11 protein-coding genes and 1 other RNA gene are annotated in these 14,211 nt (G+C 64.1%); 4 read left to right on the top strand and 8 right to left on the bottom strand.

Features of this window, described 5'->3' with window-relative positions; translation table 11 throughout:
- The 6 genes from ACLE20_RS13005 to ACLE20_RS12980 all read right to left on the bottom strand — a co-directional run bounded on the left by ACLE20_RS13005 (position 1) and on the right by ACLE20_RS12980 (position 6,623).
- A complete protein-coding gene (locus ACLE20_RS13005) occupies positions 1-1,623 on the bottom strand; it encodes a DegQ family serine endoprotease (RefSeq protein ID WP_410940719.1) in 1,623 nt (540 codons plus the stop codon).
- 243 nt (positions 1,624-1,866) lie between these two features.
- Positions 1,867-2,253, bottom strand: coding sequence for an ACT domain-containing protein (locus ACLE20_RS13000; protein ID WP_410940718.1), 387 nt, complete (start codon positions 2,251-2,253; stop codon positions 1,867-1,869).
- Between the two features lie 525 nt (positions 2,254-2,778).
- Positions 2,779-3,762 carry a protease modulator HflC gene (gene hflC / locus ACLE20_RS12995; RefSeq protein WP_410940717.1) on the bottom strand — a complete coding sequence of 328 codons (984 nt, stop codon included), beginning with the start codon at positions 3,760-3,762 and terminating at the stop codon, positions 2,779-2,781.
- Positions 3,763-4,890: an FtsH protease activity modulator HflK gene (gene hflK, locus ACLE20_RS12990; RefSeq protein WP_410940716.1), complete on the bottom strand. Its 1,128-nt coding sequence runs from the start codon at positions 4,888-4,890 to the stop codon at positions 3,763-3,765.
- A 170-nt stretch (positions 4,891-5,060) separates the two neighbouring features.
- Positions 5,061-5,726 carry a dihydrofolate reductase gene (locus tag ACLE20_RS12985; RefSeq protein WP_410940715.1) on the bottom strand — a complete coding sequence of 222 codons (666 nt, stop codon included), beginning with the start codon at positions 5,724-5,726 and terminating at the stop codon, positions 5,061-5,063.
- 102 nt (positions 5,727-5,828) lie between these two features.
- Positions 5,829-6,623 carry a thymidylate synthase gene (locus tag ACLE20_RS12980; RefSeq protein ID WP_410940714.1) on the bottom strand — a complete coding sequence of 265 codons (795 nt, stop codon included), beginning with the start codon at positions 6,621-6,623 and terminating at the stop codon, positions 5,829-5,831.
- Positions 6,624-6,788: 165 nt separating this feature from the next.
- Between ACLE20_RS12980 and ssrA the strand changes: the two genes are divergently transcribed.
- The 4 genes from ssrA to ACLE20_RS12960 all read left to right on the top strand — a co-directional run bounded on the left by ssrA (position 6,789) and on the right by ACLE20_RS12960 (position 8,435).
- Positions 6,789-7,153, top strand: a transfer-messenger RNA (tmRNA) gene (gene ssrA / locus ACLE20_RS12975).
- Positions 7,154-7,312: 159 nt separating this feature from the next.
- The gene (locus tag ACLE20_RS12970; RefSeq protein ID WP_410940713.1) at positions 7,313-7,837 is read left to right on the top strand and encodes an SspB family protein; all 525 of its coding nucleotides are present in this window, start codon (positions 7,313-7,315) and stop codon (positions 7,835-7,837) included.
- An 8-nt stretch (positions 7,838-7,845) separates the two neighbouring features.
- Positions 7,846-8,043 (top strand): DUF4169 family protein, encoded by a 198-nt coding sequence (locus tag ACLE20_RS12965; protein WP_410940712.1) that lies wholly within the window; start codon positions 7,846-7,848, stop codon positions 8,041-8,043.
- A gap of 149 nt (positions 8,044-8,192) precedes the next feature.
- On the top strand, positions 8,193-8,435 hold the full coding sequence (locus tag ACLE20_RS12960) for a ribbon-helix-helix domain-containing protein (protein WP_410940711.1): 243 nt from the start codon (positions 8,193-8,195) through the stop codon (positions 8,433-8,435).
- A 225-nt stretch (positions 8,436-8,660) separates the two neighbouring features.
- Here ACLE20_RS12960 and ACLE20_RS12955 read toward each other — a convergent pair whose 3' ends face one another.
- Together ACLE20_RS12955 and ACLE20_RS12950 are read right to left on the bottom strand one after the other, a co-directional pair.
- Positions 8,661-12,554 carry an AsmA-like C-terminal region-containing protein gene (locus ACLE20_RS12955; protein WP_410940710.1) on the bottom strand — a complete coding sequence of 1,298 codons (3,894 nt, stop codon included), beginning with the start codon at positions 12,552-12,554 and terminating at the stop codon, positions 8,661-8,663.
- 167 nt (positions 12,555-12,721) lie between these two features.
- Positions 12,722-14,131 (bottom strand): FAD-binding oxidoreductase, encoded by a 1,410-nt coding sequence (locus ACLE20_RS12950; RefSeq protein ID WP_410940709.1) that lies wholly within the window; start codon positions 14,129-14,131, stop codon positions 12,722-12,724.
- Positions 14,132-14,211: the final 80 nt, after the last annotated feature.

Below are 14,211 nucleotides of genomic sequence, written 5' to 3'. Positions count from 1 at the left end.
CTATTCGAGGCGCAGGCTGACAAAGCGCAGCTCGCCGGTCTTGTTGGAGACCATGACCAGCGTGTTGCGCCGGCCCTCGCCCTTCAACTCCTCGATCCGCGCCGAGACATCTTCCGGCGTCTTCATCGCTTCCTGGCCGATCTCGACGATGACATCACCGGCCACGATGCGGCGCTCGGCGGCCGGCGAGCCGGTGGCGACATCGGTGACGACGACGCCATCGATATCGGCCGCGATCTCATAGGTCTTACGGCTGGCATCATCCAACGTCGCGAGCTTCATGCCGAGCACGACATCGGCGGCCGGCAGGGTCGCGGCCGGTGGTTCGGCCTGATCCGTGCCTTCCTCGGCGCCGGGCGTCGTGGGCTCGTCGGCGGCGGCTTCCTCATTGTTCTCAAGTCGGCCGAGCGTGACCTTGACCGTCTGTTCCTTGCCGTCGCGAAGGATCACCACGTCGACCGCCTTGCCGACCGGGCTTTCGGCGACGACGCGCGGCAGATCGCGCATCTCCACCACGTCGCGGCCATCGAACTTGACGATCACATCGCCTGCCTTGATCTCGCCATTGGCGATCGGTCCACCTTCGATGACGCCGGAGACCAACGCACCCCGCGCCGTGTCCATCTTCAGGCTCTCGGCAATATCGTCGGTGACCGGCTGAATGCGCACGCCGAGCCAGCCGCGGCGGGTCTCGCCGAATTCGCGCAGCTGCCCGACGACGTTCTGCGCCAGTTCCGTCGGCACGGAGAAGCCGATGCCGATCGACCCACCGGAAGGCGAGATGATCGCCGTGTTGATGCCGATGACCTCGCCCTTCATGTTGAAGAGCGGCCCGCCGGAATTGCCGCGGTTGATGGCGGCGTCCGTCTGGATGAAGTTGTCATAGGGCCCGGCATTGATGTTGCGGCCGCGGGCCGAGATGATGCCGACGGTCACGGTCCCGCCGAGGCCGAAGGGATTGCCGATCGCCATCACCCAGTCGCCGATCCGCATGGCGCGGCTGTCGCCGAAGGGAACCGCGGTCAGCGGCTTCTTCGGCTCGACCTTGAGCAGCGCCAGATCGGTCTTGGTGTCGGTGCCGATCAGCTTGGCCTTCAGCTTCGAGCCATTGGCGAAGTTGATCTCGATGTCGTCGGCGCCCTCGATCACGTGGTTGTTGGTGACGATATAGCCGGCGGGATCGATGACGAAGCCGGAGCCGAGCGATTCGACCTTGCGGCTCTGCGGCCCGCTGCCACCCTGGCCCTTGAAGAATTCGTCAAAGAAATCCTGGAAGGGCGAGCCTTCCGGCACCTTGGGCATCGGCGCTTCGTCGTCGGATTTGACGTTCTGCGAGGTGGAGATGTTGACCACGGCATCAAGCAGGCCGGCAGCGAGATCGGCGACCGACGCCGGCCCCTGCATCATCGCCGGCGGCACCTTGATCTGCGGCGCGGCAGCCGAGGGCGGGGCCGGCAGGGCCTCGGGCGCTGCGGGCGGCGCGGCCGGCGCCGGAGCCGGTGGCGCGACATTGGCGGGCGGCGCCATCTGGGCCGAGGCCGGCAGGGCCGTGCCGGCCGCGAGGGCGGCCGAAAGTCCGGCGGCGAGCGACCGGGTGAAGCTCAGGCGGAAAGACGATCCCATGGGGTCCTCATGTTCGGAAGATGATGCAGCGGCGCGATCCGGATCAAGGGACCAGCTTAGAAAAACGCCTCGCTAAGCGAAAGCCCCAGCCCCTTGCGTCCGACGACGTCCTCGCGCCGGGACGCGCGATGCGGAAGAACACGCTCATCATGGGCCAAAGATAAGGCGAGGCCCTGCCCCGTCCAGTCATCTTTTCGTTATGCCGCTGAGACGGCCAGGATGAGCCAGGCGGAAGCCTGTGCCTCAGAGCGTGACCTCATGACCATGCGCCTTCAGCGCTGCGAGCGCCTTTTCGACATCGGAGCCGAGCACGAAGACATAATCGGTGGAGAAGGTGGAGTTGGCGAAAAGGCCGACGCCCGCGGCCGAGAGCGGCTGCAGGACGGACGAAAGGATGCCCGGAATATCGAAGGCGAAATGTTCCTCGATTCGCAGGCAGCGCCAGCCATTCGACGAGATCACGCTGGTCGGCACGCGCGCCGCCCGGCAGACGAGCGTCATCTCCTCGCGCGAACTCGAGACGGCCCAGAAGCCCGGCCCCGGCAGCCATTCCGGAATCGGCGTTCCGACATTGAGCCGGATGATCGCATATTCGGCTTCGACCAGACGGATCAGCAATTTGCGTGACATGAATTTCCTCGCGCGAGCCGCATTCGCAAGGAATGCGCCCCGTCGGCGGCACACGGCACCGTCGACACCTTACACGGCGCCGTTCGCGCCAGCAGGCCATTTACCAGCCTGCTTATCGGTCCTCAAGCCTTTCCTTTTCCCGGATGGGTGTCAGGCGCGGAGAGAATTTCGCCATTCAATGACCACGCCCATCACAAACATGGAGAGCGTTACTTCCAGTGGCGGAGTTCTTGGCGAAGCTCCTGCAACTTTTTTTCAATCCAGGCTCGTCGACTGTCAATTTTCTCTTCCTTCAGCTCCGCCTCACGATCCGAAATTTCCCTCTCAATTTCGCAGCGCCTCAACTTTCTCTCGCTGAGATGAAGTTCCTCAATGATAAACCGCATAACGGATACCCCTAAATTTAGCTCCTATTGTATGAGTTAGTTCAGGATTTCCGCTGTTCAAGTTTCATGGCAGCGAAAATTAGAAAAGAAAAAAGCCGGCGCAAAGGCCGGCTTTTCACGTCTGTTTCTCATTCTAAAATCAGTTTGCCGGAGCCGGCGCCGGATTGGCTGGGGCCAGCGCCGGCGCGCCGGGCTGAGGTGCCGGCGGTGCGGCAGCAGCGGGCCCGGAGGCCGGCGGGGTCGGCGTGCCGCTCGAGCTGTTGAAGTAACGGAAGAACTCCGAATCCGGCGAAATGACCAGCGTCGTGTCCGGGCTGCCGATCGCCTGCGCATAAGCGGTCATCGAGCGGTAGAACTCGAAGAAGGCCGGGTCGCGCTGGAAGGCATCGCCGAAGATCCGCGTGCGCTCGGCTTCGCCCTCACCACGGAGAACCTCGGAATCGCGCTGGGCGTCGGCGACGATTTCGACGACCTGGCGGTCGGCGATCGCCCGGCGGCGCTGGCTTTCCTCGTTACCGCGGGCGCGGATGAGCTCGGCCTGGGCCAGGCGCTCGGCGCGCATGCGGTCGTAGGTCTGCTGCGAGACCTCCTGGTTGAGATCGGTACGACGGATGCGGACATCCTGAATGTCGAGGCCGAGCGACTCGGCATCGGGCTTCAGGTCGGTGCGCACCTCGCGCATCATCGCCGCACGCTCTTCCGAAAGCGCCGCCTCGAAGCCACGCAGACCATAGACTCGACGCAGAGAGCTATCGAGACGGGTGCGCAACCGCGATTCCGCCGACTCGCGGTCGCCGGAAACGGTTTCGCGGAAGAGGCGGGGATTGGCGATACGATAGACGACGAAGGCGTCGACTTCGTAGAACTTACCGTCGGAGACCTGGACGCGAATGTTGTCGAGGTCGAAGCGCAGCGCCTGGTCCTCGACATATTGCACCCGGTCGGCATCCATGAAGCCGAAGGGCAGCTTGAAGTAGAGGCCGGGCTCGGTCTTCACATCCTGGATCTGACCGAAGCGGACGACGACTGCCTGCTGGCGCTCGTTGACCACGAAGATCGAGGAATAGCCGATGATCAGCAGAACACCGAGGGCGATGAGAATGGCGGGAAAACGGTTCGACATTTACTGGGCTCCGCCGGTCTGGGGGGCCGGACGGCCGATTTCGGTAAGCGGCAGATAGGGCAGCACGCCCTGATTGCCGGATTCGTCGAGAATGACCTTCTTCGACTTGCCGAGCACGCCCTGCATGGTTTCGAGATAGAGCCGCTTGCGGGTCACGTCGGGCGCCTGGGAATAGGCGTTGTAGACCGAGATGAAGCGCTGGGCCTCACCCTGGGCTTCCTGCACGATCCGGTTCTTGTAAGCGGCCGCCTCTTCGCGAAGCTGGGCCGCCTGACCGCGGGCGCCACCCAGAACCTGGTTGGCGTATTGGTTCGACTGCTCGACATATTGGTCTTCGTTCTGCTCGGCGCGCTGCACCTCGTCGAAGGCGTCGGCCACTTCGCGCGGCGGCGCGGCGTCCTCGATCGCGACGGTGTTGACCGAGATGCCCGAGCCATAGGCGTCCATGGTCACCTGGATCGTGGTCTTCACGTCCTCGGCGATCGCCTGACGGTTGTCGCGGAAGATATCCTGGGCCGGACGACGGCCGACGACCTCACGCATGGCGCTTTCGGAAACCTGGCGCAACGTGTTGGCCGGGTCCTCGACATTGAAGAGATAGGCCTTGGGGTCGGTGACGGAGAAGAGCACCGAAAACTGGACGTTGACGATGTTCTGGTCGCCCGTCAGCATCAGCCCGGCATTGGAGCCGTCGCTGCCGGCACCGCGACCGCCGATCGACTGCTGCTGCTCGGTGACCTTGACGATCTCCACCGTCTCGAGCGGCCAGAGATGGAAATGCAGGCCGGGCATGGAGATCTCGTCCTTCGGCTTGCCGAAGCGCATCTCGACGCCACGCTCGTCCGGCTGGACGGTGTAGATCGAGTTGACGAGGAAGAAGGCCACGATCAAGAGCGCGACGATGACGAAGACGCCGCCGTTGAAGCCGCCCGGAATGACGTTTTTCAGCTGGTTCTGTCCCCGGCGGAGAATCTCCTCCAGGTCCGGCGGGCCGCCCGGGCCACGGCCATTGCCGCCGCCACGCGGACGGTTCGGTCCCTGGCCCCAAGGACCCTTGTTACCGCCGCCACCATTGCCGCCGCCGCCGCCCCATGGGCCGCCGCCGCCATTCTGATTGCTCCAGGGCATTCATACCTCGTTTGTTGATTACTCCCCACCCGCAGGTCGGGACCGGCGAGGTGTTCACTTTATAGGGAGCCGGAAATGCCCTTTCAACGCGAGTCACTCTCACATCGCCGTTAGACATGAAATATTTGCGATATTGGACGCCCGGGCGTAACGTTTAGTATGGTGAGCTACTACAACCGATCGATGAACGATAGCTGCTCAATCTCGGTCTTTGCCTCGTCCTCTGTCGTTCGCTCGTATTGATCTAGCTGCGCCCAATCAAGTTCGTAAAGTGGATTACTCCGTTTAAATTCATCTATCATGCGCTGGCGATGCTCAAACCTCCGCCGGTCAAAATACGAAATGCGAAACGCGTAGTCGTCTACTTCCGATCGGGGAAATTCTCGTTCATAGCGACAAAACCAATCCGACACAGGAAAATCGAAGTCGAACTTTGCATCTCCATTGATAGGACCAGTAAAAACGTCCGTTAAAAAAATCTTGTTTATGTATTCGCTGAAAAGCGAGTAAATTTTTTCTCCGCCAATTACAAAGAACTGTTTCCTCGACATGCAAATCGAATGGAAATCGGCGACGAGTAGGGCCGTAGGCACGTCACGGACCCACTTGACGTTTTTCGTATCGGGCACTTCGTCTCGTGAAAGCACAATATTAATACGATTTGGAAGCGGGCGCCCGAGAGACTCGAAGGTCTTCCGGCCCATTATAATCGCGTGACCCTGCGTCAAGTTTTTAAAGTTTTTAAGATCAGTGCCGAGATGCCAAGGAAGCCGGTTTTCGATCCCAATTATTCTATCGGGGTAGCTTCGCGCCACGACCGATACGGCCGAGGGCATTTTGGCTCGTAATTTCCTGGACAATACGCGGCCTTCGCTGAGCTCTATTCGAGCCCTGTAAATGTCAAAGTGCAGAGGGTTTCGCAACCGCGGATTCTATTCTCAGACGGCCACCGGCGCGCGGATCGGCGCATCGGCCTCATAACCCGTCAGCGTGAAGTCCTCATAGCGAAAGGCGAAGAGGTCGCGGACGCCCGGATTGAGATGCAGGGTCGGCAGCGGCTTCGGTGTGCGGGTCAGCTGCTCGCGCGCCTGGGCAAAGTGATTGCTGTAGAGATGCGCATCGCCGAGCGTGTGGACGAAGTCGCCGGGCTTGAGGCCCGTCACCTGCGCCACCATCAGCGTCAGGAGCGCATAGGAGGCGATGTTGAAAGGCACGCCCAGGAAAATGTCGCCGGAGCGCTGGTAGAGCTGGCAGGAGAGCCGGCCGTTCGACACATAGAACTGGAACAGGCAGTGGCAGGGCGGCAGCGCCATCTCGTCGACCAGAGCCGGGTTCCAGGCAGACACGATCAGACGGCGCGAATTGGGCGTGGTCTTGATCGCCTCGACGACATTGGCGATCTGGTCGATCGAGCCGCCATCCGGCTTCGGCCAGGAGCGCCATTGGGCCCCATAGACTGGACCGAGATCGCCGTTCTCATCGGCCCATTCGTCCCAGATGCTGACGCCGTTTGCCTTGAGGTAAGCGATATTGGTGTCGCCGCGCAAAAACCAGAGCAGCTCGTGAATGATCGAGCGGACATGCATTTTCTTGGTGGTAAGCAGCGGAAAGCCGGCCGCAAGATCATAGCGCATCTGATAGCCGAAGATCGAGCGCGTCCCCGTCCCCGTCCGATCGCCGCGGTCGGTGCCATGCTCCAGCACATGGGACAGCAGATCAAGATAGGTCTTCATGGAAGGCACTCCGGAGCATGCGCGCGTGTCCGCTGCGCTCGTTAATGGCAACATAGAGACTGACGATAGGGAGTCCATGATTCTCGCACTGAGAGCCACTCCAGATCGTTGATGTCGTCATGATCGAGGGTCGACCTCTTGGAAATATGGGATAAAGGGCGACCCACCCTTTTCAGACGCGGCGAAAAGACCTATATCTCTCCTGCTGGTCTTCGGGCCGGCTATGGCAATAAACTGTCGGTGTAATAAACCTATTGGACCCGGGGGCGGTACCCGGCGCCTCCACCAAAAACCGGTCGGCTCTTCGAGACCGGCTTTTGATGGGGGCGAAATAGGATCGACAAGGGCGTAAAGATCGAACTTTTGCTCGGCATTGTACCACCGTTATCGGGCTAAAATAGTAGTTGCAAACGACAACTATGCGGAAGCTCGTCTCGCTGCCTAATGGCGGTGTGACACTTCAAATCAAGTCCTAAGGGGTCGCACTCTTGGGCGGGGTTCGAAGGCACCTGGCAACAGAAGCCTTCACTTCTCCCCCCACTTCGACACCCGGCCCGGCTGTGCCATCGCTTCCGGCGCTCTGCCTTGAAATCGTCGATCAATAATGCAAATGCTTTGTGACATGACGCAGGGTGCCCGCTTGGGTCGCGTCCGCATCGGCATGAACTTTGACAAAAAACGGGGACCTAATGGGCCAGGATCACATCCGCTACGACATTCTGGCGCAGGATGCGCTTCGCAGCGTCATCCGGAAGGTGCTGGGCGAGGTCGCGGCGACGGGTCATTTGCCCGGCGACCATCATTTCTTCATCACCTTCCTGACCGGGGCGCCCGGCGTGCGCATTTCGCAGCATCTGAAGGCGAAATATCCCGAGCAGATGACCATCGTCGTCCAGCACCAGTTCTGGGAGCTGAAGGTAACGGAAGCGCTGTTCGAGATCGGCCTGTCCTTCTCCGACACGCCTGAAAAGCTCGTCATCCCGTTCAACGCCATTCGTGGCTTCTATGACCCTTCGGTCAATTTCGAGCTGGAATTCGACGTTGCCGCCTTCGAGGAAGAAGAGCCGGCCGGCGCCGAGGTGACCGCCTATCCGGTCGCGCCCGTCGAGCGTAGCGAAGAGACCGAGGCGGAGCCCGCCGGCGAGACGGACGAGGACGGCAAGAAGCCGGGCGCCTCCGTCGTCTCGCTCGACGCCTTCCGCAAGAAGAACTGAGGCTGGCGATGGGCGGCGAGGTCGTCAATCTCCGCCAGGCGCGCAAGCAGAAGGCGCGGGCCGAGAAGGACCGCGCCGCCGAACAGAACCGCCTGACCTTCGGCCGCAGCAAGGCGGAAAAAAGCCTGACCAAGGCGCTGAACGCGCAGGACGAGCGACGCCTCGACCAGAGCCGCCGCGAGCGCCCCGACGATCTTCAGGATTGATGACGAGCGGGGTTAGCTCCGTATGTCTCCTCGACCACCATTCGGGTGGCGTACACGGATCGCGGGCCTGCGTTACCACCGCACGCCATGCGCGTTCGGCACGTCTCGCTTGAAACAAGCCTGTTAGTGGCCAGAGCGCTCGCTTAACGATGCTCAAGAAACATTCCACCACGCTCCACGGGCACCGCACCAGCATCACGCTGGAAGATGCATTCTGGATCGAACTGCAGCGGCTGGCGCGGGAGCGGGGCTTGGCGCTGGCGCGGCTGATCGCCGATATCGACGATTTGCGCGACGAGACCACGAACCTCTCCTCAGCCCTCCGCCTCCATGTGCTTGCCGCATTGAAGGAGGAGGCTGCCCGCCTGCAGCGTGAGCCGGAACGCGGTTGAACGTCGACGTTCCCGGTGCTCACGCAATGCTTTCCAACTTTCCGTGCTCAGAGCTGCCTGCCCATGCGAAGTGGCACGTAGAGGCCGAATGGAGCCTGCGGGGCGAAGACTGTCTTCGAGGCCGCATGCGCCTATCAGACCCGCATCAGCATCGTGCTCGATTCTGCCTGCTTCCGAGGTCAACAGCCGTGAAGCATCGCCGCCTGCGCTTTGGTCGCCTGGCGACTATTGCCCTGCCCCGCCCTGCGGTGCGACGCCGGGCAGATTGAAGTTCAGATTGGGCGCATCTGGCGTGTCGGGGGCTGTCAGAGGGGGCACGCTCAAGGGTGGCGGCAGGGTGCCGCCGCGCTCCACCTGCTCGCCGGGCGACACCGGCTCGCGGCTCTCGGAGGGCTGTGGGTTCTGCGCCGCTTCTTCGGCGGCGCGGCGCGCCTCGGCTGCGGTCTTGGCCGCCTGTGAGGCGGCGCGGGCCGCGTCACGGGCCTCTGCCGCCTTGGCCTCCGCCTCGGCACGGGCCGCCGCCGCAGCCCTCGCAGCCGCGGCTGCCTTGGCTTCCGCCTCTAGCCGTGCCTTTTCCTCTGATTCCCGACGTGCGGCCTCCTCCGCCGCCAGCTGCCGACGGCGCGCCTCTTCTGCCTGGCGCAGACGCTCGGCGGCGCGCGTCTCTTCGCGCTCCCTGTAGAACGCGGTCTCGCGCCGCAGACGCTGCTTTTCGAGGACATTGGCCTGCAGGATCTCCACCCGTCGCCGCTCGCGCTCGAAGGCACGCAGGGACAGGAAATTGGCGAGCTCGGCGGTATCGAGAGTCAGGGATGGCTCTTCCAGCGAACCGGCGAACGAAAGAGCGGCCTGCGGCTCGGCGCCCGCCAGCGCCGCATCGCCCGGGCGGTAGGAGAGCTGCAGCGTGCCGTTAAGGGTCTGTTCGGGCAGCGCCACTTCGACGCTGCTGGTGACCGTCGCAGCCGCATCGGCGGCCGCGACATTCTGGGCCCGAAGCGTCCCGCCGGCGATCGAGAATGGCACCTGGACCGTGCCGAGCGCCGCGTCTCCGCTCAGGATCAGCGGCCGCACCAGGGGGTCGATCCGCGCGACCGTGATCTCGCCCTCCAGCCGGTCGCCGGCAGCGAGGATGGAAGGCAGAGCGGCCGTGTTGACGTTCTTGATCGTCAGCCCGTTCAATGTCGCCGAGCCGGAGCCGCTCATCGACTCCGCCATGGCGCGCACGGTCTTGCCGGAGGCCTCGAGCGCAAGCGTCAGATCCGCCTTGCCGGTTGCGACCGGTGCACCCTCACTCTTCCAGACCGGCTGGGCGAGATCGGCCTGTGTCAGGTCGAAGCGCGACTGGAAGAAGCCCGAGCCGCCGCCATTGCCGAGCGACAGGCGCCCGGCAATCTTGCCGCCGAGCCAGCTGCCGCTTGCTTCCGTCATGTCGATCTGCTCGCCCGTCCAGCTAAGCTTGCCCTTCAGGTCCGTGACCGCGTCGAACACGCCCGGCCAGAATTTCTTGACGGTCAGGTCCAGGGCAATGTTCATTTCCGGCCAAGCCGGCGCGACAAGCGGCGTGGTGGAAAAGCCGCCCTCGGCCGTCTCGACCGGGCCGAGCAGACCCTCGGCGAGATAGGGAAGATCGAGCGTATCGAGCACCAGCTGGCCGCTGCCCTCGCCGGGCTTGAGGCGATTGAGCGAAATCTGGCCGTTGAATCCGTTGCCGTCGGCGCGCCCTTCGAGATTGGCGAAGGCGATGGCCTCGCCGGTCACCGTCACGTCGCTCTTCAGGTTCAGTGGAAGACCGGTACCCGTTTGCGGCAGCGCGATGCCCTTGACGAGCAGGAAGGGTTCGAGATCCCGCGTTTCCAGCGTCACCTTCCCTTGGCCGTTCAGGAAGTTGGCGCGCGACAGGTCCACCTCGCCGCTGGCATTCAGGCTGCTGCGCTCGGTGTTGAAGACCAGCGACCCATTGGCACGGTCGCCCTCCGTTCCCTGAAGCTTGACTGAGAGCAACCCATTCTTGTCGGTGTCGAAGGGCAGCGGATCGAAGCCCGCCTGGCCGAGAAGCACGAGGCTGGATGGGTTTTCGAGCGTGGCTTCGAGCAGGATGCCCTGCCCAGCGGCCGCTTGGGCGAGGTTCGGCGCCTGATAGTTGACGGCGACGCGCGAGCCGCCCGCCGTGCCGATCACGCCGAAGATTACCGGCGCCGTGCCATTGTTGCCGCCAGCAGTGAGCGTGACGTCAAGGGCGGCCTTGCCGTAATAGCCACCGCTTGCGGCGAGCCGCGCGATGGCCGGATGGTCGGGCGCATGGCGGCCGATCATCGCGAAAAAGTCGGTCATATCCTCGGCGGCGAGCTTCATTCGGGCAGAAATCGCCGGCGCGTTGAGCGCGCCGCTCATGCGGCCGGAAAGCGCCAGCTGCGCGCCGGCAAGATCGCCGATCGCCACGCGTTCTGCCTGGAGCTGGCCGTTCTTGAGCGTCGCCACCAGTTGCACATCGCGCGCCTCCTCACCGAGGGCGACCAGCGTCTCGGCGGAAATATCGGCGGCGATCGTATGGCCGAGCAGCGTCTGGTAGGAGGCGTCGCCGGCCACCAGCCCGGTCAGCGCCTGCAGGGCTTCGATGTCGAGCCGGTTGCCCTTGAGCTGGATCGAGAGCGTCGGCGGCACGCCGTTCAGCGATTGCCGCTCGATCCGGCCCTTGAGCGTCGCGGGTCCTGCCGCCAGTTCCAGCCGCTCGAACTGCTGCAGCGTGTCGGTCAGGTTGACGGTGGCGGAGAAGCCGGCCGTGCGCAGGCGGCGGATGGCAGGGTCCACCGAACCCGCCAGCCAGGAGGCCAGACCCGAGGGCTGGTTGGAGGCGACCAGCAGATCGCCGCGGAAGGCGCGCTGGCCGGTGAGGTTCAGCCGGCCCTTGGCTTCAAGCTGCGTTCGGCCGGGCAGCTGCGCCACGGCATTGTCGATCAGCCAGCCGGCGCCGTCGGGGCGAAATTCGAGCCGGACGTCGCGCACGGTCGTGTCGCCGATGACGATGGCCGGCAGCTTCAGGCTGGCGCGGCCGGGCACTTGGGGGATCGGGATCTCGGCCAGGATGTTCAGCATGGCCGAGAGACGCTGGCGGACGGAGATGGCCGGGTCGCGCCCGGTCTTGCCCGCTTCGCCCTGATTGCCGATGCGACTGACGTCGATCTGCTGGCCATCGGCGAGAAGCAGGAATTCCGGCACCTTGCCGGTGTCGAGCGTCGCCTCGCCGGTGACGAGATAGGGATCGTCGCGCGGGCCGACTTCCAGACGGTAGTCCGGCACGCGGATGCGCTCGTTGGTCAACTCGAACTGACCATTGATGCGCAGCGCGCCGGCCTGGTCCTCGGCCTTCTCGGTCTCCGCCTGCCGGATTTCGAACAGCGTGAAGCGGCCGGCATAAAGCGGCCGGAAATCGGCGATCTTCAGCGACCCGTCGAGATCGACGCCGAAGGGTCGCTTGTCGGGCGTGAGGCGCGCGCGCAGCGCGAGGCTGCCCTCGTCACCGGCCTCACCGGTGGTGATCGAGAAAGCACCGGCCTCACCATCCAGCGCGCCACGCCCGTCGATCCGCCAGGGTCCGGCAAGCGAGCGCGCGGAGAGATCGGCATTGAGCCCCGTCACCTGCCGGGTGCGGCCGGTCTGTTCGTCGACAAAGATGATCTCGCCATCGGTGACCTCGACATTCTCGAGCACGACGGTCTTGGCCGGGATCGCCGTGCGCCGGCCGCGCGCCCAGTCGAGCGTGCCGTCCGGCAGGAGCTGCATGCGCGCCCGCGGCCGCTCCAGCCGCATGTCGAAAATCAGCGCCTCGCCACTCAGGAACGGGGCGAGCTCGGCATCCATGGAAAACTTCGCCACCTGGACCAGCGGTTCGCCACCCTCAGCCTCTCCCACCCGCACGTCGCTGAGCGTCACGGAGGGAAAGGGGATCAGCCGCGCATCGACGCTGCCATGCACCACGACCGGTTGGCCGAGAATGCGGCTCGCCTCGCGCTCGAAGTCCTTGCGGAAATCCGTCCAGTCGATGAACAGCGGCGCGATCAGGGCGCCAAATAGCGCCAAGACCACCAGTCCACCCAAAATGACGAAGATCCGTGCCAGCACCTACTCTTACGCCTTCTTCCTAAACAACTGGACCCTGCGGCCCGCGCCTCGGTCTTCACGCTGTACCCACCGGCCGTTCGGCGCGGGGTTGCACAGGCCATGGCCGGGCGCCGCCTTGCCGATGCAAGCCTGCGAGAGAGCGGCGACAGGAAAAGTGGCCGATCCCGTCATGCGCGGAAGATCTTGCCGGGGTTGAAGATATTGTCCGGATCAAGCCCGCGCTTCACCTGGCGCATCAGGTCGAGCGCGCCGCCGAGTTCCGCTTCGAGAAAGGGCATCTTGCCCTGGCCGATGCCGTGCTCCCCCGTGCAGGTCCCGTCCATGGCGAGCGCGCGCGCGTTCAGCCGCTCGACGAAGGCTTCCGCGCCGCCGAGTGCCGCTCGATCGGTCGCATCGAACAGCAGGCCGACATGGAAATTGCCGTCGCCCGCATGGCCAACGATCGGGGCGATCAGGCCGTGGGCAGCAATATCCGCCTGCGTCTCGGTCACGCACTCGGCCAACCGCGAGATCGGCACGCAGACGTCGGTGGAGAGGATCGACAGGCCCGGCGCCAAGGCACGCTGGGCCCAATAGGCATTGTGCCGCGCCTTCCACAGCACGGCGCGCTCCTCGGCATTGGAGGTCCAGCTGAAATCGGTTCCGCCCAGCTCGGCGACGATCTCGCCGAAGGCCTGCGACTGCAGGGCGACGCTCTCCGGGCTGCCGTGAAATTCGACGAAGAGGGTCGGCGTCTCGGGGAGAGAGAGGTTCGAATAGACGTTCGAGGCCTTGACCTGCAGCGCATCGAGAAGCTCGATCCGCGCGACGGGAATGCCAGACTGGATGGTGAGGATGACCGCATTGCAAGCATCCTCGACAGCCGGAAAATTGCAGACGCCGCCGGCGATGGTCTCCGGAATTCCGTGAAGCCGGAGCGTGATCGAGGTGATGATGCCGAGGGTGCCTTCCGCGCCGACGAAGAGCCGCGTCAGGTCGTAGCCGGCCGAGGATTTGCGTGCCCGGCGTCCGGTGGCGATCTCGCGGCCGTCCGCCGTCACGACGGTCAGCGCCAGCACGTTCTCGCGCATCGTGCCGTAGCGCACGGCATTGGTGCCCGAGGCACGCGTCGAGGCCATGCCGCCGATCGAGGCATTGGCACCCGGATCGATCGGAAAGAACAGGCCGGTCGCCCTGAGCTCGGTATTCAAGGCCTCACGGGTGATGCCCGGCTCCACCGTGCAGTCGAGGTCCGCCTCGTTGACGGCGAGCACGCGATTCATGCGGCTCATGTCGAGCGACAGGCCGCCGGAGGGCGCGTTGACATGGCCCTCGAGCGAAGAGCCCGTGCCGAAGGCGATCAGCGGCACGCGATGTGCGGCGGCGACCGTGACGATCTGCGACACCTCCGCGGCACTCTCCGGGAAAATCACAGCGTCCGGCAGCTGGGCGGGGATATAGGTGGTCGAATGCGCATGCTGGCGACGCAGAGCCTCGCCGGTCTGCAACCGGTCGCCGAAGCGGGTGGCGAGCGTTTCGAGCGCAGCGGCAATGCCCGTCTCGTTGCGCAGGCCGGACCTGATCGCACTCAATCCCATCCCTTTCGGCGCCTTTCGTCCGCGGGCGCGCGGCACCGGCGGTCTTGCAAGAATATCAAGGCGCTACTCTAGGTACCGGA

This window comes from Rhizobium sp. YIM 134829, assembly GCF_046546455.1.
Note: the sequence above shows the minus strand (reverse complement) of the source record. Positions and strands in the feature narration are given on the sequence as shown.

Bases quoted from the DNA above. Each gene is read 5' to 3' on its own strand.
- ACLE20_RS13005 (WP_410940719.1), bottom strand. From the start codon at position 1,623: ATGGGATCGTCTTTCCGCCTGAGCTTCACCCGGTCGCTCGCCGCCGGA.
- ACLE20_RS13000 (WP_410940718.1), bottom strand. From the start codon at position 2,253: ATGTCACGCAAATTGCTGATCCGTCTGGTCGAAGCCGAATATGCGATC.
- hflC (WP_410940717.1), bottom strand. From the start codon at position 3,762: ATGTCGAACCGTTTTCCCGCCATTCTCATCGCCCTCGGTGTTCTGCTG.
- hflK (WP_410940716.1), bottom strand. From the start codon at position 4,890: ATGCCCTGGAGCAATCAGAATGGCGGCGGCGGCCCATGGGGCGGCGGC.
- ACLE20_RS12985 (WP_410940715.1), bottom strand. From the start codon at position 5,726: ATGCCCTCGGCCGTATCGGTCGTGGCGCGAAGCTACCCCGATAGAATA.
- ACLE20_RS12980 (WP_410940714.1), bottom strand. From the start codon at position 6,623: ATGAAGACCTATCTTGATCTGCTGTCCCATGTGCTGGAGCATGGCACC.
- ACLE20_RS12970 (WP_410940713.1), top strand. From the start codon at position 7,313: ATGGGCCAGGATCACATCCGCTACGACATTCTGGCGCAGGATGCGCTT.
- ACLE20_RS12965 (WP_410940712.1), top strand. From the start codon at position 7,846: ATGGGCGGCGAGGTCGTCAATCTCCGCCAGGCGCGCAAGCAGAAGGCG.
- ACLE20_RS12960 (WP_410940711.1), top strand. From the start codon at position 8,193: ATGCTCAAGAAACATTCCACCACGCTCCACGGGCACCGCACCAGCATC.
- ACLE20_RS12950 (WP_410940709.1), bottom strand. From the start codon at position 14,131: ATGGGATTGAGTGCGATCAGGTCCGGCCTGCGCAACGAGACGGGCATT.